At 67.9% G+C, this 18,980-nt stretch carries 18 protein-coding genes; 12 read left to right on the plus strand and 6 right to left on the minus strand.

The window, feature by feature from the left end:
- Window positions 1–81: 81 nt before the first annotated feature.
- Window positions 82–1,968, minus strand: a complete 1,887-nt coding sequence (gene parE / locus F2Q65_RS10130; RefSeq protein WP_150092987.1) for a DNA topoisomerase IV subunit B — start codon at window positions 1,966–1,968, stop codon at window positions 82–84.
- A gap of 119 nt (window positions 1,969–2,087) precedes the next feature.
- On the opposite strand from parE, the gene F2Q65_RS19940 reads away from it, so the two are divergent.
- The 3 genes from F2Q65_RS19940 (at window position 2,088) to folE2 (ending at window position 4,287) form a co-directional block, all read left to right on the plus strand.
- Complete coding sequence (locus F2Q65_RS19940; RefSeq protein ID WP_150092989.1) at window positions 2,088–2,417, plus strand: exodeoxyribonuclease VII small subunit; 330 nt, start codon at window positions 2,088–2,090, stop codon at window positions 2,415–2,417.
- On the plus strand, window positions 2,410–3,309 hold the full coding sequence (locus F2Q65_RS10140) for a polyprenyl synthetase family protein (protein ID WP_150092991.1): 900 nt from the start codon (window positions 2,410–2,412) through the stop codon (window positions 3,307–3,309). The genes F2Q65_RS19940 and F2Q65_RS10140 overlap by 8 nt, the downstream gene beginning before the upstream one ends.
- Before the next feature lie 150 nt (window positions 3,310–3,459).
- Window positions 3,460–4,287: a GTP cyclohydrolase FolE2 gene (gene folE2 / locus F2Q65_RS10145; protein WP_150092993.1), complete on the plus strand. Its 828-nt coding sequence runs from the start codon at window positions 3,460–3,462 to the stop codon at window positions 4,285–4,287.
- Here folE2 and F2Q65_RS10150 read toward each other — a convergent pair.
- Complete coding sequence (locus F2Q65_RS10150; RefSeq protein ID WP_150092995.1) at window positions 4,248–5,042, minus strand: competence/damage-inducible protein A; 795 nt, start codon at window positions 5,040–5,042, stop codon at window positions 4,248–4,250. The two genes, folE2 and F2Q65_RS10150, sit on opposite strands and share 40 nt — an antisense overlap.
- Window positions 5,043–5,051: 9 nt before the next feature.
- Window positions 5,052–7,019, minus strand: coding sequence for an ATP-binding cassette domain-containing protein (locus tag F2Q65_RS10155; RefSeq protein WP_150092997.1), 1,968 nt, complete (start codon window positions 7,017–7,019; stop codon window positions 5,052–5,054).
- A gap of 185 nt (window positions 7,020–7,204) precedes the next feature.
- Between F2Q65_RS10155 and F2Q65_RS10160 the strand changes: the two genes are divergently transcribed.
- The 7 genes from F2Q65_RS10160 to cydC all read left to right on the plus strand — a co-directional run bounded on the left by F2Q65_RS10160 (window position 7,205) and on the right by cydC (window position 14,180).
- A complete protein-coding gene (locus tag F2Q65_RS10160; protein ID WP_150092999.1) occupies window positions 7,205–7,912 on the plus strand; it encodes a Crp/Fnr family transcriptional regulator in 708 nt (235 codons plus the stop codon).
- A 101-nt stretch (window positions 7,913–8,013) separates the two neighbouring features.
- On the plus strand, window positions 8,014–8,367 hold the full coding sequence (locus F2Q65_RS10165) for a NifB/NifX family molybdenum-iron cluster-binding protein (protein WP_150093001.1): 354 nt from the start codon (window positions 8,014–8,016) through the stop codon (window positions 8,365–8,367).
- A 136-nt stretch (window positions 8,368–8,503) separates the two neighbouring features.
- Window positions 8,504–9,076, plus strand: a complete 573-nt coding sequence (locus tag F2Q65_RS10170; protein ID WP_246156130.1) for a DUF2878 domain-containing protein — start codon at window positions 8,504–8,506, stop codon at window positions 9,074–9,076.
- Window positions 9,069–9,848 carry a DUF1295 domain-containing protein gene (locus tag F2Q65_RS10175; protein WP_150093005.1) on the plus strand — a complete coding sequence of 260 codons (780 nt, stop codon included), beginning with the start codon at window positions 9,069–9,071 and terminating at the stop codon, window positions 9,846–9,848. The genes F2Q65_RS10170 and F2Q65_RS10175 overlap by 8 nt, the downstream gene beginning before the upstream one ends.
- 95 nt (window positions 9,849–9,943) lie before the next feature.
- Complete coding sequence (locus F2Q65_RS10180; RefSeq protein WP_150093061.1) at window positions 9,944–10,465, plus strand: lipocalin family protein; 522 nt, start codon at window positions 9,944–9,946, stop codon at window positions 10,463–10,465.
- A 153-nt stretch (window positions 10,466–10,618) separates the two neighbouring features.
- Window positions 10,619–12,382 (plus strand): thiol reductant ABC exporter subunit CydD, encoded by a 1,764-nt coding sequence (gene cydD / locus F2Q65_RS10185; RefSeq protein WP_150093007.1) that lies wholly within the window; start codon window positions 10,619–10,621, stop codon window positions 12,380–12,382.
- Window positions 12,383–12,404: 22 nt separating this feature from the next.
- Window positions 12,405–14,180: a thiol reductant ABC exporter subunit CydC gene (cydC, locus tag F2Q65_RS10190; protein ID WP_150093009.1), complete on the plus strand. Its 1,776-nt coding sequence runs from the start codon at window positions 12,405–12,407 to the stop codon at window positions 14,178–14,180.
- On the opposite strand, the gene rfaE1 is transcribed toward cydC, so the two are convergent.
- Both rfaE1 and F2Q65_RS10200 read right to left on the minus strand, forming a co-directional pair.
- Window positions 14,121–15,647 carry a D-glycero-beta-D-manno-heptose-7-phosphate kinase gene (gene rfaE1, locus F2Q65_RS10195; protein ID WP_150093011.1) on the minus strand — a complete coding sequence of 509 codons (1,527 nt, stop codon included), beginning with the start codon at window positions 15,645–15,647 and terminating at the stop codon, window positions 14,121–14,123. The two genes, cydC and rfaE1, sit on opposite strands and share 60 nt — an antisense overlap.
- Window position 15,648: 1 nt before the next feature.
- On the minus strand, window positions 15,649–16,248 hold the full coding sequence (locus F2Q65_RS10200) for a D-sedoheptulose-7-phosphate isomerase (RefSeq protein WP_150093013.1): 600 nt from the start codon (window positions 16,246–16,248) through the stop codon (window positions 15,649–15,651).
- A 138-nt stretch (window positions 16,249–16,386) separates the two neighbouring features.
- Between F2Q65_RS10200 and F2Q65_RS10205 the strand changes: the two genes are divergently transcribed.
- Together F2Q65_RS10205 and sthA are read left to right on the plus strand one after the other, a co-directional pair.
- Window positions 16,387–16,818, plus strand: coding sequence for a host attachment protein (locus F2Q65_RS10205; RefSeq protein WP_150093015.1), 432 nt, complete (start codon window positions 16,387–16,389; stop codon window positions 16,816–16,818).
- Window positions 16,819–16,871: 53 nt separating this feature from the next.
- Window positions 16,872–18,269, plus strand: a complete 1,398-nt coding sequence (gene sthA / locus F2Q65_RS10210) for a Si-specific NAD(P)(+) transhydrogenase (protein WP_150093017.1) — start codon at window positions 16,872–16,874, stop codon at window positions 18,267–18,269.
- Window positions 18,270–18,299: 30 nt separating this feature from the next.
- On the opposite strand, the gene F2Q65_RS10215 is transcribed toward sthA, so the two are convergent.
- Window positions 18,300–18,857, minus strand: coding sequence for a CDP-alcohol phosphatidyltransferase family protein (locus F2Q65_RS10215; protein WP_150093019.1), 558 nt, complete (start codon window positions 18,855–18,857; stop codon window positions 18,300–18,302).
- Between the last annotated feature and the right edge of the window lie 123 nt (window positions 18,858–18,980).

Here is an 18,980-nt window from a genome sequence, read left to right on the forward strand (position 1 = left end):
TAAAAATGGCGGGGCCTCCTGCCCCGCACGGGAAAAGCTGAATAAATCAGCGTTTCCTTAAGGGCCAATGGGTGCAGGAGGCTAGACCTCCGCCAGATCGCCCTTGGCCTGCAACCAGGCGCGGCGATCGGCGGCCCGCTTCTTTGCCAGCAGCATGTCCATCAGCGTGCTGCTGTCGTCGTCGGGCTCCACGGTGAGCTGCACCAGCCGCCGGGTGTCCGGATGGATGGTGGTCTCGCGCAGTTGTTGCGGGTTCATCTCGCCGAGCCCCTTGAAGCGCTGCACGCTGACCTTGCCCTTCAGGCGTTCTGCCGCAATGCGGTCGAGCACGCCCCGGCGCTCGGCATCGTCCAGGGCGTAGAACACCTGCTTGCCGACATCGATGCGATACAGCGGCGGCATGGCCACATACACATGCCCCTCCGCCACCAGCCGCGGAAAGTGCCGCAGGAACAGCGCGCACAGCAGCGTGGCGATATGGGCACCGTCGGAGTCGGCATCGGCCAGGATGCAGACCTTGCCGAAGCGCAGCCGCGACAGGTCCTCGCTGCCCGGGTCGACGCCGATGGCAACGGCGATGTCGTGGACCTCCTGCGACCCCAGCACCTCCGCCGGGTCCACCTCCCAGGTGTTCAGGATCTTGCCGCGCAGGGGCATGATGGCCTGGAATTCGCGGTCGCGGGCCTGCTTGGCGGAACCGCCAGCGGAGTCGCCCTCAACAAGGAAGAGTTCGCTGCGCTCAGGGTCGGTGTTGCTGCAGTCGGCCAGCTTGCCCGGCAGCGCCGGCCCCTGGGTGATCTTCTTGCGCGTCACCTTGCGCCCGGCGCGCAGCCGTGCCTGGGCGGCGCCGATGGCCAGTTCTGCAATGCGCTCGGCATCAGCCACATGCTGGTTAAGCCACAGGCTGAAGGCATCCTTGACCACACCGGCGACGAAGGCGGCGCATTCGCGCGAGGACAGCCGCTCCTTGGTCTGGCCGGAGAACTGCGGATCGATCAGCTTCACCGACAGGATCCAGCTGGCCCGCGCCCAGACATCCTCAGGCGCCAGCTTGACGCTGCGCGGCAGCAGGTTGCGGAACTCGCAGAACTCGCGCACCGCCTCGGTCAGGCCCGTGCGCAGGCCGTTGACATGGGTGCCGCCCTGCACTGTCGGGATCAGGTTCACATAGCTCTCGGTCACCAGCTCGCCACCCTCCGGCAGCCAGGCCACGGCCCAGCTGGCCGCCTCGTTGGTGGCCTGCAGGTCGCCGACGAAGGGCTCCTCGGGAACCGTGTCCACGGTATCGAGCGCCTGCGCCAGGTAGTCCTTGAGCCCGTCCTGATAGCACCAGACCTGCTCCTCGCCGGCGGCCTGATCGGTGAAGCGCACGGTCAGGCCGGGGCAGAGCACCGCCTTGGCCCGCAACAGGTGGGTCAGCGACCGGATGGAGAACTTCGGGCTGTCGAAGTACCCGGCATCCGGCCAGAAGCGCAGCCGCGTGCCCGACTGGTTGCGCGGCGCGGTGCCCGCCACCTCCAGCTCGGATTCCTTGTCACCGCCGGCGAAGGCCATGCGGTACTCCTTGCCGTCGCGCCTGACCCAGACCTCCAGCCGCTTCGACAGGGCGTTGACGACCGACACGCCCACCCCGTGCAGGCCGCCGGAGAACCGGTAGCTGCCACTGGAGAACTTGCCGCCCGCATGCAGCTTGGTAAGGATCACCTCCACCCCCGGCACGCCCTGCTGCGGATGGATATCCACCGGCATGCCGCGACCGTCGTCGGCCACCTCCAGCGAGCCGTCCGGGTACAGGGTCACGTCGATGCGGCTGGCATGCCCGGCCAGCGCCTCGTCGACGCTGTTGTCGATGACCTCCTGCGCCAGGTGGTTGGGCCGCGTGGTATCGGTGTACATCCCGGGGCGCTTGCGCACCGGATCCAGACCGCTGAGGACCTCGATGGCATCGGCGTTGTAGTTTCCTTTCATCGGCAGCCTGAAAGCTCCTTCGCACAGAGATGATGGGCAGCGCGCGACCGCAGGGCCGCGCAAATTGACCGGAAAAACCGCGTACGTTACCGTAGCGGGAAACAAGGGTTCAAATCCGCATGACAGAGAACAAGATCGACGACCCGAACGCGTTCGAGCAGGCCATGAAGGAACTGGAGCGGCTGGTGGACCGCCTGGAACAGGGCGACCTGAGTCTGGAGGAATCACTGACCGCGTTCGAGCGCGGCATCAGCCTCACGCGCAGCTGCCAGCATGCCCTCGACGCCGCAGAGCAGCGCGTACGCATCCTCACCGAGCGCTCGGAGTCCGCTGTGCCCGAGCCGGTGGCAGACGCTCCCACAGGTGCCGACCCCAGCGCCCCCAAACCGGCCGCCGACATCCCCAGCCAACCCAAACGCCGCGGCGGAGGCCGCTCCGCTGATGCTTGAACCGACCTTGAAGGCCTTCTTCGCCAACTGCCAGGCCCGCACCGAAACCACGCTGGAGCGGTTGCTGCCCGCCGGCGACACCCCGCCGCTGCGGCTGCACCAGGCCATGCGCTACGCCGTGCTCGGCGGCGGCAAGCGCATTCGGCCGACGCTGGCCTACGCCGCCGCGCAGGCGGTGGGCATCGAGCCGCAGCGGGTCGACACGGCCGCGGCGGCGCTGGAGATGATCCATGCCTATTCGCTGGTCCATGATGACCTGCCGGCCATGGACGACGACGACCTGCGTCGCGGCCGGCCCAGTTGTCACAAGGCCTTCGACGAGGCCACCGCCATCCTGGTCGGAGATGCGCTGCAGACACTGGCGTTCCATGCGCTGGCCTCGGATCCGGAATTCCCCGGCGACGCCACCGTGCGCGTGGCCATGATCGAGAACCTGGCGCGCGCGTCCGGCTCCATCGGCATGGCCGGCGGACAGGCGCTGGACCTGGAGTCGGAAGGGCGCGAACTGGACCTGGTGATGCTGGAGAATATCCACATCCACAAGACCGGCGCGCTGATCCGCGCCAGCGTCAACATGGCCGCGCTGGCGCAGCCGGGGCTGCCGACGGAGCAGGCAGAGGGGCTGGACCATTACGCCAAGTGCATCGGGCTGGCGTTCCAGATACAGGACGACCTGCTGGACGTGGAGGGCGAGACCGCCGTGATCGGCAAACAGAGCGGCGCCGACGCCGCCCACCACAAGGCTACCTACCCCTCGCTGATGGGCATCGGCCCGGCCCACGAGGCCGCCGATGACCTGGTGAAGGACGCGTTGCACAGCCTGTCAGTGTTCGGCGACAGCGCCGATCCGCTGCGCTGGATCGCCCGCTACATCGTCGACCGGGACCGATAACGGTCCCCGGTTGGCGCCCTCGGTTGTCCCGGCCTTGCGCCTTTGTTTGGCCCGGCCGGCCCCTATATTCCCGAATTGACACACCAAGGCTGAAGGGCAATCGCCAGTTTCCGCCGCCTGTTTCCGACGCCAGTTTCCGAGGTTTCCATCATGGAGCAAGCGCCCTCCACAGCCGCTGCTGCCGATCCCAACGCCATCGCCGATGTGCAGTCCAGCGCCGACAGCCGGCGCATCGCCATCGACAAGGTCGGCATCAAGGACATCCGCCACCCCGTGCGCATCAAGGATCGCAGCGGGCATGAGCAGCACACCGTGGCCACCTTCAACATGTACGTGTATCTGCCGCACAACTTCAAGGGCACGCACATGTCGCGCTTCGTCGCCATCCTCAACGGCCACGAGGACGAGATCGGCGTCGCCACCTTCAAGGCGATGCTGAGCGAGATGGCCGAGCGGCTGGAGTCCGACGCGGGCCACATCGAGATGCGGTTTCCGTTCTTCGTGCGCAAGCAGGCGCCGGTCACCGGCGTGGCCAGTCTGCTGGACTACGACGTGACCCTGATCGGCGAGATCCGTGACGGCCAGCCGCAGATGTCGGTGAAGGTGGTGGTGCCGGTCACCAGCCTCTGCCCGTGCTCAAAGGAGATCTCCAGCTACGGCGCCCACAACCAGCGCTCCCATGTCACCGTACAGGCGCGCACCCGTGGCTTCCTGTGGATCGAGGAACTCATCGAGATGGTCGAGGCCGAGGGCTCCTGCGAGCTGTTCGGCCTGCTGAAGCGGCCGGACGAGAAATACGTCACCGAGCGCGCCTACGACAATCCCAAGTTCGTCGAGGACACCGTGCGCGACGTCGCTCGCCGCCTGAACGACGATCCGCGGATCAGCGCCTATGTGGTGGAGGCGGAGAACTTCGAGTCCATCCACAACCACTCCGCCTACGCCCTCATCGAGCGCGACAAGGACCTGTCTTCATAGGCCATGCCGGCCTGGTCCAGGCCGGCGCACAGGGCATCCATGGCCGCGGTGAGGTCGCAGTGGCCGCGGAAGCCGAGCAGGATGTGCGGGTCGTCGCCCATGTGCGGCAGGCTGAAAAGCTTGGCCTCGGGGTACTGCTCGCCGAGCCGGCGCATCAGCGGAATCAGCCGGCTCTCCGGCACACCCCGCACCACCACCGCCTGTTCGTTCAGGCCGGCCGCCCGGCCATAGTGGGTATCCAGCACCCAGGTGGCCATGGGCCAGGCCATTTGCGGAAACCCGGGCAGAAAGTAGTGCCGGCCCACCGCGAAGCCGGGGACCTGGTTCACCGGGTTGGGAATCAGCGCGCTGCCGGCGGGCAGCTCCGCCATGAGGATGCGATCAGGGTAGGCGTCCGCGCCAAAGCGGCCCTCGATCAGCGCCGCCGCCTCCGGATGCCGCTCCAGCGCCAGATTGGCCGCCGCCGCCGCGCAGGCCCGGGTGTGGTCGTCCGGTGTGGCGCCGATGCCACCGCAGCAGAACACCGGGTGCTCGCCGGCCATGGATGCCCGTAGCTGCCGGGTCAGCAGGTCGGGCTCGTCCGGAAGCATCCAGTACCAGGCCAGCTCGTGGCCACGGTCGGCCAACAATTGCTTGAAACTGGGCAGATGCTTGTCGATCCGCTCGCCGTTGAGCACCTCGTCGCCGATGACGATGAGGCCGAAGGCGATCGGCCCCGTGGTCACGGATGGATTGGTCACGGATGGATTGGGCATGTCTCTCCCCTATGCGCTTGCTTGATTTTGCGCCTCTTCCAGCGCCTCCCAGCGGGCATAGCCGGCGCTGAGTTCGCCCTCGACCTCCGCCAGCCGCGCCTTGGCCGCGGCCACCTCGCTGCCGTCGCCCTGGTACAGGGCCGGATCCGCCAGGCACAGGTGCAACGCCTCCTGTTCCGCCTCCAGCGCCTCGATGCGCTGCGGCAGCTGCTCCAGCTCGCGCTGTTGCTTGTAGCTGAGTTTCTTAGGCGAACCGGGCCTTGGGGCACCGGGCTTTGTGTCGCTGAGGCGTGGCGCCGAGGGGCGCGAGCGTGATGCCGTCCTGGCCGTCGTCTCTGCCACAGGTGCCGGCCGCTGTCGCAGCCAGTCGGAGTAGCCGCCCACATAGTCCCCTACCCGGCCCTCGCCCTCCAGCACCAGGGTGGAGGTGACCACGTTGTCCAGCAGGTCGCGGTCGTGGCTCACCAGCAGCAGGGTCCCGGGGAAGCCCTGCAGCAGCTCTTCCAGCAGTTCCAGGGTCTCGGCATCCAGGTCGTTGGTGGGCTCGTCCAGCACCAGCAGATTGGCCGGCTGGGTGAACAGGCGCGCCAGCAACAACCGGTTGCGCTCGCCGCCGGACAGTGCGGACACCGGTTGCCGGGCGCGCTCCGGCGTGAACAGAAAGTCCTTCAGGTACGACAGCACATGCTTGCTGACGCCATTGATCTCCACCTTGTCGCTGCCGCCGGCGACATTGTCGCGCACGCTCTTGGCCGGATCGAGCTGCGCCCGCAACTGGTCGAAATAGGCGATCTGCAGGTTGGTGCCCCGGCGGATGCGCCCGGCGTCCGGCTCCAGCTGGCCCAGCAGCAGCTTCAGCAGGGTGGACTTGCCGGCGCCATTGGGACCGATGATGCCGACCCGGTCGCCGCGCAGGATCAGGGTGTCCAAACCGGCGATCACCGGCTTGCCGTCCCAGCCGAAGGCGACACCCTCCGCCTCGATGACCAGCTTGCCGCTGCGTTCCCCGGCATCCAGCCGGATGCGCGCCTGGCCCGGCCCCTCGCGGCGCGCCTGCCGCTCCTCGCGCAGGGCCTTCAGCGCTCGCACACGGCCCTCGTTACGGGTGCGCCGGGCCTTGATGCCCTGGCGGATCCACACCTCCTCCTCCGCCAGCTTCTTGTCGAAGCGCTCCCGCTCGCGGGCCTCGGCGTTCAGGCGTTCCTCGCGCCGGCGCAGGTAGTTGTCGTAATCGCCAGGCCAATCGGTGAGCCGGCCGCGATCGAGTTCCAGGATCCGGGTGGCAAGGCGACGCAGGAAGCGCCGGTCATGGGTGATGAACAACAGCGAGCCGCGGAAGCCCAGCAGGAATTCCTCCAGCCACTCGATGGTGTCGATGTCCAGGTGGTTGGTCGGCTCGTCCAGCAGCAACAGGTCCGGCTCGGTGACCAGCGCACGGGCCAGCATGACGCGCCGGCGCAGGCCGCCGGACAGGGTGGCGTAGGGTGCCCCGGCGTCGAGCCCCAGTCGCGACACCACCCGTTCGGCACGCTGCTCGATCTCCCAGCCGCCCTCCGTCTCCAGCCGCTGCTGGATCTGCGCCAGACGCTGCAGCGCTGCCTCGGTGGCCGCGTCAGCAGGGGCGTCAGCGGGTGCGTCATCAGGCCCGGCGGCCAGCCCGTGACTGAGCCGGTAGTACTCGCCCACCAGGGCGCCCAGGTGGCCGAGCCCGCCGGCGACAACATCCAGCACCGTTTCGTCGCCGCCTGCGGGCGCCTCCTGCGCCAGGCGGCCGATGCGCACCCCCTGGGGGCTGCGCACCTCGCCGCTGTCGGGCTGGATCTGGCCGTCGATGATGCGCAGCAGCGTCGACTTGCCGGCACCATTGCGGCCCAGCAGGCAGACCCGCTCGCCGGGGCCGATGTCCAGATCGATGCCGTCGAGCAACGCAGGCGCCCCGTAGGACAGGGAGACGGACTTCAGGGAAATGAGTGACATGACTGCACCGGCATCTCGAAACAAAACGCAATGATCATTGTCGAAGTGCGCTCCGGCATGCGCCCGCGCAAGCGCTGCCGGAAACCATGCCCCGCGGCTGCAACGTCACGGGGTACATGCAAATCGAGTAGACTTGGCTGTCAATCGTCATTGACAGCTACTCTGCCGAGGATAATACAACCCAAATGGTAAAGTCCGTGACATTACGCGAGGCTTGGTCAGGTGAGGCAGACTGCCGCAACTGCGCATTGCGCACCACCGTGTTGTTCGCCGGTCTGGAAGAGGAAGACTTCGATCGCATCCATGACCCGATCGACCAGTTCGACCTCCGACAGGGCACCGCGCTTTACCAGACCGGCGAGCGCGGCGACTACATGTTCACCGTGCGCAGCGGTGCGCTGAAACTGGTGCAGTACCTCCCCGACGGCAGCCAGCGCATCGTGCGCATCGCCCGCGGCACCGATGTGCTGGGGCTCGAGGTGCTGCTGGACGAACCCTACCAGCATGATGCCATCGCGTTGCAACGCACCGAGGTCTGCCGGTTTCCGGCTCGCCTGGTAAAAGATCTGGGGCAGAACAGCCCCAAGCTGCACAAGGAGCTGATGACGCGCTGGCAACGGGCCCTGACCGAGGCCGACGCCTGGCTGACCGAACTCTCCACCGGCTCGGCCCGGCAGCGCATTGCCCGCATGCTGCTGCGACTGGCGCGCGATAACGCCAACCACGATTGCGAGCTGCTCAGTCGCGAGGACATGGGCGCCATGCTCGGCATCACCACCGAAACCGCCAGCCGCACCATTGCCAGCTTCAAGCGCGAGGGCCTGCTGACGGAGACCCAGCCGAATCATGTGATCCTGAACATCGCCAGCCTGCGTCGGATCGCCGAGGACTGACTGCGCCTTTTCAATGTGCGGGTGCTGGCGCACGCCCTATGCTGCCGGCCTTACAAACAGCCGTAACCACTCTCACCGCGCTCCGTCGCAGGACAGTCTACATGCGTATCGCCGTTACCAGCCAGAACTTCCGCTCCATCACCAGCCATGCCGGCAAGAGCCGCCGCTTCCTGATCTATGACCTGGCACCCGGTCAGGCGCCCCTGGAGGTCGACCGCCTGGACCTGCCCAAGGAGATGTCGCTGCACGAATACCACGGCGACGATCATCCATTGTACGGCCTGGGGCTCGACCTCATCCTCACCGGCGGCGCCGGCAACGGCTTTCGGCAACGCATGGCGCGCAAGGGCATCGACGTGATCGCCACCAGCGAGACCGACATCGAGCGCGCGCTGAGCGTCATTGCCAGCGGCCAGCCCCTGCCCGCCGCGGCGCCTCACGCACATCAAGCCTGAAAACCGACACGCGTGCTGCCCCGCTCGGGCAACGCCGAGTGCATCAGCATTGCCCTGAGGCGTCTGCAACGGGTCTGTTGATTTCCGGCCGGGGTGGACAGCACATCCGTGGTTTAACCGGGAAGAGGCGATCACCGTGACCATCCTGATCAATTTCCTGCTGTTCCAGGCCAGCTGGCTCGCCTGCGTGCTCTCCGGCGCCCATGGCTGGCCCCTGCTGGGCATCGCCGTGGTGGCCATCGTGGTCGGCTATCACCTGGTGCGGGCGCACCGCCCCTGGGCCGAGGCGGCGCTGCTGGCGCTGGCGGGCGCCATCGGCGCATTCTGGGACGGGCAACTGGTCGGTCATGGCTGGCTGATCTATCCCTCCGGCGTCTTCGCCCAGTGGCTGGCGCCGAGCTGGATCATCGCCATGTGGGTGGCCTTTGCCACCACGCTCAATGTCTCGCTGCGCTGGCTGCGCGGTCGCGCCGGCTGGGCCTTGCTGTTCGGCGCCATCGGCGCACCGCTGGCCTACTATGCCGGAGCCAGACTCGGCGGCGTGCAGTTCGCGGATCCGCTGATCGCGCTGCTGGCGGTCGCCGCGGGCTGGATGCTGATCACGCCCGTGCTGGTCGCCCTGGCCGGCCGCCTGGACGGCTTCCGGCCGGCCGCAACGCCGGCCAACGCCGAGCCGCGTCCGTCCATCGAGGTACGCGAACATGTTTGATCTCGACCTGTATGCCGCCGGCCTGGCAGTCGCGCTGGGCATTGCCATCGGCGCCTGGCTGGTCAGCCTGATCCGCGGCGATGTCAGCATCGTCGACTCCCTCTGGTCGATCTTCTTCCTCGCCATGCTGCTGACCTATGTGCAACTGGCCCCGACGGTGGCGGAACGCGCCTACCTGGTGCTGTTCCTGGTCACGGTGTGGGCGGTGCGGCTGTCGGTGTTCATCACCCTGCGCAACTGGGGCGAGCCCGAAGACCACCGCTATCAGGCGATCCGCGCCAACAACCAGCCCCATTTCGAGTTCAAGAGCCTGTACATCGTCTTCAGCCTGCAGGCTATCCTGGCCTGGATCATCTCGCTGCCCCTGCTCGGCATTGTGCTCGGCGGCACCACCCTGGGCTGGCTCGACCTCGTCGCCGTAGCCCTGTGGCTGATCGGCTTTGCTTTCGAGGCCATCGGTGATCAGCAGCTAGCCGCCTTCAAGAGCAACCCCGCCAATCGCGGCCAGGTGATGGACCAGGGCCTGTGGCGCTACACACGACACCCCAATTACTTCGGCGAGGCCTGCATCTGGTGGGCCTTCTATCTGTTTGCCGTCGCCGCCGGCGCCTGGTGGACCATCATCGCCCCGCTGCTGATGACCTTCCTGCTGCTGCGCGTCTCCGGCGTGGCGCTGCTGGAAAAGGACATCGGCACGCGCCGGCCCGCCTACCAGGACTACATGCGCCGCACCAACGCCTTCCTGCCCGGACCGCCAAAGCCTCCTGCATGAGAGGTGAACTCGACCCCGATCTCTGGTAAAACGACGACCTCATGACAACCCGTACCATTGTTCCGGCGCGCCGACGCCCCGCGGCCCTGCAGCGGATGCTGGCCCTGACCGCCGTCGCCGTCGCCCTGTTGCTCAGCGCCTGCGCAAGCGAGGAATCCCCCATGGACACCGTGCCCCACGTCGACCTGGAACGCTTCATGGGCGACTGGTACGTGGTCGCCGTGATCCCGACCTTCTTGGAAAAGGACGCCTACAATCCGCTGGAGTCCTACGCCCTGAACCCGGACGGCACCATCGCCACCAGATTCACATTCAACAAGGGCAGCCTCGATGGCCCCCGCAAGGTGTACCACCCCACCGGTTTTGTGCGGGACACGCAGACCAACGCCCTCTGGGGCATGCAGTTCATCTGGCCGTTCAAGGGCGATTTCCGCATCATCTACCTGGACGAGGGCTACCAGCTCACCGTCATCGGCCGCGCCAAGCGCGACTATGTCTGGGTGATGGCGCGTGATCCGGCGTTCAGCGACGCCGACTTCGAGCGCATGAAGGCCTTCGTTGCCTCCGTCGGCTACGATGCGAGCCAGCTGCAACGGCCGCAGCACAGTCCGCGCTGACATGCCGCCAGTGCCGCCCAACCGCCACCAGCGCTGCTGCCCCCAAACCTTCCCCCGGAGCTGCCAACTACCCTGGTGCCGCCACGCAGCTGCCGCCCCAGGGTGCCGCCCGCCGAGGCAGCCCACAGACGCCCGTCGGCGCATGATCCTCGCATGACCACCGCTCGCGATCTGCTGAAGTCCCAGCAGCACCTGGCCTCTACCTGGCTGCGGGTCGCCGTGGCCCTGGGTCTCGGCAATGCCCTGCTCATCATCGCTCAGGCCTGGCTGCTGGCGCACATCATCGACGCCGTGGTCTTCGCCGGCGCCGGCCTGGCTGACGTCAGCGCCTGGCTGAGGCCATTGCTGGCGCTGTTCCTGCTGCGCGCCCTGCTGGCCTGGGCCTCGGAGCAGAGCGCCTTCCGTGCCGCGGCCGGTGTCAAGCGCACGCTGCGCGACCGGGTCTATCGGCACATCCAGGCCGCCGGCCCGGCCTGGATGGCCGGACAACGCAGCGGTGCCCTGGCGGAGGACCTGACCCGCGGCATCGAGGGCCTGCAGGACTACTACGCCCGCTACCTGCCGGCCATGACCCTCACCGCGCTGATCCCGCTGGCCATGCTGTTGGCGGTGCTGCCGCTGGACTGGCTGTCGGCGCTGATCATGCTGATCACGGCGCCGCTGGTGCCGCTGTCGATGATCCTGATCGGCACACGGGTAGGCCGCGCCAACCAGCGCCAGTGGAAGACCCTGGCACGCATGGGTGCGCACTTTCTCGACGTCATCCAGGGCCTGACCACGCTCAAGCTGTTCAACGCCAGCCGGCGGGAGGCGGCGGTGATCGCCCGGGTGTCGGACGACTACCGCCGCAGCACCATGCAGGTGCTGCGCCTGGCTTTCCTGTCATCGGCAGTGCTGGAGCTGTTTGCCACGGTGGGCATCGCGCTGGTGGCGATCTTCATCGGCTTTCGGCTGTATCAGCTGGATCTGCCGCTGCCGGCGCTGTTGTCGCCGCCGCAGATCAGCTTCTTCGGCGGCTTCTTCATCCTGCTGCTGGTGCCGGAGTTCTACCTGCCGCTGCGCAACATGGGCAGCCACTACCATGCCCGCATGGAGGCCGTCGCCGCCGCGGAGCGACTGGTGCACATCCTCGACACCCCCCTGCCGGAGGCGCCGCCGGAGCCGCGCCGGCTGGACGCCGACAGCCCGCTGCTGATCCGCTTCGACGACGTGCATTTCGGTTACGAACAGGGCCGACCGGCGCTGGCCGGGGCCAGCTTCGAGATCCGCCCCGGTGAGCGCGTGGCGCTGGTGGGCCCCAGCGGCGCCGGCAAGACCACCGTGGCCAGCCTGCTGCTGGGATTCGTACGCCCGGACCAGGGCCACATCGCCATCGACGGCATCGACCTGAACACGCTGGACATCGACGACTGGCGCCGGCGCCTGGCCTGGCTGCCGCAGAATCCGCGCCTGTTCCAGGGAACCCTGCTGGACAACATCCGCCTGGGTGCGCCGGATGCCGACCTGACGGCGGTGCGCGAGGCCGCACGCCGCGCCCATGCCGCCGAGTTCATCGAACGCCTGCCCCAGGGCTACGACACCCCGGTGGGCGAGCGCGGCGCCGGGCTGTCCGGCGGCCAGATACAGCGCGTGGCGCTGGCCCGCGCCTTCCTGCGCGACGCCCGGCTGGTGATCCTGGACGAGGCCACGGCGAACCTGGACCCCGCCAGCGAGGCCCTGGTGCAGCAGGCAGTGGACAGCCTGGCCGCCGGGCGCAGCCTGCTGATCATCGCCCACCGGCTCGCCACCGTGCGCGATGCTGATCGCATCCTGGTGATCGATGCCGGGCGCATCGTGCAGCAGGGCGACCACGCCTCGCTGGTGAACCAGCCGGGTCCGTACCAGCGCATGGTCCGCCTGCTGGAGGCGAACGCCTGATGGAATGCGGAGACTCCCGTGCATGCCTGAGCTGAAACGCCTCTGGTTGCTGTTTCGCCCCTACCGCGGCTGGATGATCGCGGGCTTTGCGGTGTCTCTGCTGACGCTGCTGGCCAATGTCGCGCTACTGGCGGTGTCCGGCTGGTTCGTCACCACCATGGCAATTGCCGGCGCCAGCGGTGTCGCACTGAGCTACCTTGCCCCGGCGGCCCTCATCCGGGCCAGCGCCATCGCCCGCACCGTCGGTCGCTACCTGGAACGGCTGATCAGCCACGAGGCCACCCTGCGCCAACTGGCCGGGCTGCGCGTCTGGTTCTACCAGCACCTGGAACCCCTGGCCCCCGCCCGCCTGCAGCAATACCACAGCGCCGATCTGCTGAGCCGCATCCGCGCGGACATCGACGCCCTGGACAATCTGTACATTCGCGTGCTGGTACCAGTGCTGGTGGCGCTGACCGCCGGTGCCGGCCTGTTCGTGTTCGCCGCCTTGTACCACCTGCAGCTGGCCTTGCTGCTGCTGGGTATGCTGCTGCTGGCGGGGGGGCTGCTGCCCTGGCTCGGCCGGCGGCTGGGCGCGGCGCCGGGTCGCCGGCTGGCGCACACCGACACCCAACTGCGCCAACTGGCCATCGACGGCACCCAGGGCCTGGCAGAACTGCTGGTCTACGGCGCCGCCGACGACCACGCACGGCGGCTGGATGCGGCCACTGCGGCGCTGATCGCAGACCAGGATCGCATGAGCCGGCTGGCAGGGATGTCCCAGGGGGCCGTTGGCCTCAGCGCCAACCTCACCCTGTGGGGCATGCTCTGGCTCGGCATCCCGCTGGTGGCCGATGGTGCCCTGGCGCCCCCCCAACTGGTGATGCTGGCGCTGCTGGCGCTGGCGGCCTTCGAGTCAGTTGCCGGTCTGCCCCTGGCCTTCCAGCAACTGGAACAAACGCTGACCGCCGCCCGACGCCTGTTCGCCATCGTCGACGCGAAACCGGCGGTGCCCGAGCCAGCCGGCCCCTCCCCGGTGCCCCAAAACCACGCGTTACACATTCGCGACCTGCGGTTCAGTTACCCGAGCGCGAACGGGCAGGCCTCCCGACCGGCGCTGGACGGGATCGACCTGGATCTGTCGGAGGGCGCGCGCATCGCCATCGTCGGTGCCACCGGCTCCGGCAAGAGCACGCTGTTCCATCTGCTGTTGCGCTTCTGGGCCGCGGACAGCGGCCACATCCGTCTCGGCGGCGCCGACATCGACGCCTTCCACGGCGAGGACCTGCGCCGGCACATCGCGCTGGTGTCCCAGCAGACACACCTGTTCGACGCCAGCATCCGCGACAACCTGCTGCTGGCCGCGCCCGAGGCCACCCAGGGGCACCTGGAAGCGGCTTGCCGCACGGCGCAGATCCATAGGTTCATCGAGGCGCTGCCGGAGGGCTATGACACCTGGGTCGGCGAGACCGGGGTACGGGTATCCGGCGGACAGGCGCGTCGCATCGCCATCGCCCGCGCCCTGTTGCGGGATGCCCCGATCCTGCTGCTGGACGAGCCCACCGAGGGCCTGGACGCCGCCACCGAGCGCGCCCTGATGGACGCGCTGCACCAACTGATGCAGGGGCGCAGCACGCTGATGATCACCCATCGGCCCATGGCCCTGGCGGACATGGACCAGATCCTGGTCATGGACCAGGGCCGGATCGTCGAGCGCGGCACCCACAGCGAACTGCTGGGGGCCCGCCACTACCCGCGGCTACTTGGGCTCGACGCCGGAATCGACAGCGGAATCCACGGGCCGCTGGACGCCGCCTGACTGGATCCGCTCTGCGATGCCGCTGGTGCTGCGATCCGCCACCAGGGGCACCAGCACCACCTCGCCGCCCCGGGCCTTCACCTCGGCCGCGCCCACCACGTCGGCCTCGCGGTAGTCGGCCCCCTTCACCAGCACGTCCGGCTGGATGCGCCGGATCAGTTCGATCGGCGTGTCCTCGTCGAACAGCACCACCGCGTCCACCGCGGCCAGGGCCGCCAGCACCCGGGCGCGATCGGTCTCCTCGATCAGGGGGCGTCCCTCGCCCTTCAGCGCGCGCACCGAGCGGTCGGTGTTCAGCCCCACCACCAGCCGCTGGCCGTGGCGCCGCGCGCGCTCCAGATAGGTCACGTGGCCTACGTGCAGCAGGTCGAAGCAGCCGTTGGTGAAGACGATGCGCTCGCCGCGGCCCCGCCATTGCTGCACCTGCGCCAGCACCTGCTGCAGCGAGCCGACCTTGGCCGCCTGCTCCAGTGCCGCCTCGTCGGCCAGCGCCGCCGTCAGTTCGTCCAGACCGATGGCCGCGGTGCCCACCTTACCCACCACGACGCCAGCGGCCAGATTGGCCAGATGGGCGGTGTCGGTCATGTCCAGGCCCGCGGCGCAGCCCGCCGCCACCGTGGCGATCACCGTATCGCCGGCGCCGGACACATCGAACACCTCCCGCGCCATGGCCGGGATGCGGCGGATGTCGTCGGCGTCGACCAGCGCGATCCCCTGTTCGCCCAGGGTCAGCAGCAGGTGCTGCAGGTTCAGCTGTGCCCGCATCGCCCGCGCGGCCTCCAGCACGGCCGCCAGGTCGTCCGCGTCCACGGCCGCCGCCGCTGCCAGTTCCGCCCGGTTGGGCGTCATCAGCGTGGCGCCGCTGTAGCGCTCGAAGGCGCGCCCTTTGGGATCGATGAGCACCGGCACGTCGTGCCGTCCGGCAGCGACGATCAGGCGCTGGCACAGGTCGGCGGTGAGCACGCCCTTGGCATAGTCCGACAGCAGCAGCACGTCCACCTGCGCCAGCAGCACCTCGATGTCGGCCATCAGCGCCGCCTCGATGGCCGCGGCCACCGGGGCCGAGTGTTCCGCGTCGATGCGCAGCATCTGCTGGTGGTTGCCGATCACCCTGGTCTTGGTGGTGGTTGGCCGTGAGGCATCCACCAGCACGCTGCTGGTGTCGATCCCCTGCTCGCGCAGCAGGCCGAGCAACTGCTCGCGCTGGGGATCTGCTCCGGTGATGCCGGCCAGGTGGACCTGCAGGCCCAGCCCCACCAGGTTGCGCGCCACATTGGCCGCACCGCCGGCCACGGCGGATTCCCGAGCCAGCCGCAGCACCGGCACCGGGGCCTCCGGCGAGATGCGCCGCACGTCGCCCCAGAGGTAGCGGTCGAGCATCAGATCGCCGACCACCAGCACCCGGGCTGCGCCGAAGCCCGAGCGCAGGGTCTCCAGGACCTGTTCCGGCTGCTGGAACAAGCGCATGTCAGTCTGCGCCCAACTCGCCGGCCGGCGCCTCACCAGCAAGCGCACGGCGTTCCAGCAGGTCGCACAGGATATGCCCGATCAGGATGTGCGCCTCCTGGATGCGTGCCGTGCTGGCGTCCGGCACCACCAGGCAGAGCTCGCAACAGGCACCGAGCCGGCCGCCGGTACCGCCGGTGAGCCCGACACGGTAGACGCCAAGCTCACCCGCGCGCTCCAGGGCCCGCAGCACATTGGCGCTGTTGCCGGAGGTAGAGAGGCCCACCAGCAGGTCTCCCGGCCGGCACAGGGCCTCGACCTGGCGGGTGAAGACCGAATCGAAGCCGTAGTCGTTCGACACCGAGGTCAGTATCGAGCTATCCGTGGTCAGCGCGATGGATGCCAGGCCGGGCCGCTCCCGCTCGAACCGGCCCACCAGTTCCGCCGCCAGGTGCTGGCTGTCCGCCGCGCTGCCGCCGTTGCCCATCCAGAACACCCGCCCGCCGTCGCGCAGGCAGGCCCATGCCCGCTCGGCAAATCGCTCGATCTGCGGCGTCAGCCGGTCCAGCCGCTGGATGACCCGCACATGGGCGGCGAGCGTGTCGGCGATAAGGTCGTGCATGCAGCGTCCTGCGGGGTGAAAAGGCGGCAGTATACCCGTTGCCAGCGGAATTATTCAGCGCCTCCCTGCCGATTGCGCCAAGCGCTGTTACACTTCAAGTACCAACAGACAAAAAATGGCAGCGACAGGAGTATTCCAATGACGATCTGGGTTCTCGCCGCAGACAACAGCCGCGCCCGCTTCTTCACCGCGGAAAAGGCGCGTAGTCCGCTGACGGAGATTCGGGACCTGGTCGATCCGCAGGCCCGGCTCCACGAAGGCGATCTGGTCACCGACCGCGACGGTCGCGACCGCCGCGCCGGCAGCCCCATCCATGGCGTCGGCAGCGACAACAGCGCGAAAGACGATGCCGCCGACCGCTTCGCGCAGCAGGTCTGCGCCGAACTGGAGACGGCACGGGTGGAAGGGGCCTTCAGCAAGCTGTATGTGGTGGCCGCACCGGCCTTTCTCGGCCTGCTGCGCAAGCATCAGTCCGCCCCGCTACGGGCACTGGTGGCCGGCGAGACCGACAAGAACATGACCACCCAGAACACCGAGGCCATCCGCGCCCAGTTGCCGGATTTCCTGTAGGCGGCTGTGCTACCCTCTGACGTGCACACGTCAGTCAACGCAGGTGGGAGCCCATGACGGTACGCGCATTCGACAGCATCGTGATCGGCAGCGGACCCGCCGGCGAAGGGGCGGCCATGAAGCTGGCCAAGGCCGGCCAGCGGGTGGCCGTGGTTGAGGCCCACAGCCAGGTCGGTGGCGGCTGCACCCACTGGGGCACCATCCCCAGCAAGGCCCTGCGGCACTCCATCCAGACACTGGCGGACTACCGGCGCAACCCGCTGTTCCATCACACCCTGGAGCAGGTGGAGGTGCAGTTCCCGGACCTGCTGCGTGCAGCGGACTCGGTCATCGACCACCAGGTGCGCACCCGCTATCGCTACTACCAGCGCAACCGGGTGGAGTTGGTCTTCGGCCATGCGCGCTTTGCCGATGAGCACAACCTGGATGTCATCCGTCCAGACGGCGCCACCGAGCGGCTGCGGGCGGACGCTATCGTCATCGCCACCGGCTCGCGCCCCTACCATCCGCCGGATGTCGACTTCTCCCATCCCCGGGTGCTCGACAGCGACTCGGTGCTGGCGCTGAAGCATACCCCGCGCAGCATGACCATCTACGGAGCCGGCGTCATCGGCTGCGAATATGCGTCGATCATGAGCTATCTAGACGTGAAAGTGAACCTGGTCGACACCCGCGACCGGCTGCTGTCGTTCCTCGACGACGAGATCACCGACGCCCTGAGCTACCACCTGCGCGAACAGGGCGTCGTCATCCGCCATGACGAGACCTACGAGCGGGTGGAGCCTCAAGACGATGGCGTGGTGCTGCATTGCCGTTCGGGCAAGCGGCTGAAGACCGACGTACTGCTTTGGGCAAACGGCCGCAGCGGCAATACGCGCGACCTGGGACTGGATAACATCGGCCTGGAGCCCAACACCCGCGGACAGCTGGAGGTCAACAAGAGCTACCAGACCGCGTTGCCGCACATCTACGCCGCGGGCGATGTGGCGGGCCCGCCGGCCCTGGCCAGCGCCAGCTATGACCAGGGCCGGTTCGTCGGCGCGCATATCGCCAACGGCGCCTGCGACTGGTCGCTGGTGGACGAATTTCCCACCGGCATCTACACCGTCCCCGAGATCAGCTCCGTTGGCCGCACCGAACGCGAACTCACCGCCAGCCAGATCCCCTACGAGGTGGCCCAGGCGCAGTTCAAGACCATCGCTCGGGCCCAGATCACCGGTCACACGGTCGGCATGCTCAAGATCCTGTTCCACCGCGACACGCTGGAGATCCTCGGCATCCACTGCTTCGGCGAACAGGCCTCGGAGATCATCCACATCGGTCAGGCCATCATGTCCCAGGCCGGCGAGGCCAACAGCATCCAGTACTTCGCCGAGACCACCTTCAACTACCCCACCATGGCCGAGGCCTACCGCGTCGCCGCGCTGAATGGCCTGAACCGATTGTTCTGAATCAAGCCGGCAGTCCCGCTGCCGCTTTGCTCAATCCTTGCGTGCGCCCTTGCGCATGGCCATGCTGCCCCAGAGCAGCACATACTGCACGCCGCTGAGTACGGTGGTCGCCAGACAGGTCCAGATCAGCAGATCGACCAACAGCCCGAGCAGTGGAAAGGGCCCGGCATTGGCGATGACCGCCACCACCAGCACGATCTGAACCGCCGTATTCAGCTTGCTGAGCCGCGTCGGCGCCGGCTGCACGTCCTCGATCAGATGATGATAGGTGATGCCACCGGTCAGGATGACCAGGTCCCGAAACACCACCGCCAGCGCCAGCCACAGCGGCAACTGGTCCAGCACCGCCAGCACCAGAAAGCAGCTGACCAGCAGCGTCTTGTCCGCAATGGGATCCAGCAGCCCGCCGAGCCGGGACTGCCAGTGGAAGCGTTTCGCCAGATACCCGTCGACGCCGTCGGAGACGCCGGAAACCGCAAACAGCACCAGCGCCCAGCCATAGTACCCGGAGACCAGCAGATAGATCACCGGCACCACCGCCAGCAACCGCAGCGTACTGATGATGTTCGGAATGTCTCTCGCCTTCACGCTACCCCATCCTGCCGCCCATCCACCTCCGATCCATGATCCCGTATTCTAGTCGCCCCTCATTCCAACCGGAAACCCGCAATCCCGCTGATCAGTGTCGCCGCGAAGGGGCGTGGGTTCGGC

The sequence above is a fragment of the Thiohalocapsa marina genome, assembly GCF_008632335.1.
In the GTDB taxonomy this organism is placed as follows: domain Bacteria; phylum Pseudomonadota; class Gammaproteobacteria; order Chromatiales; family Chromatiaceae; genus Thiohalocapsa; species Thiohalocapsa marina.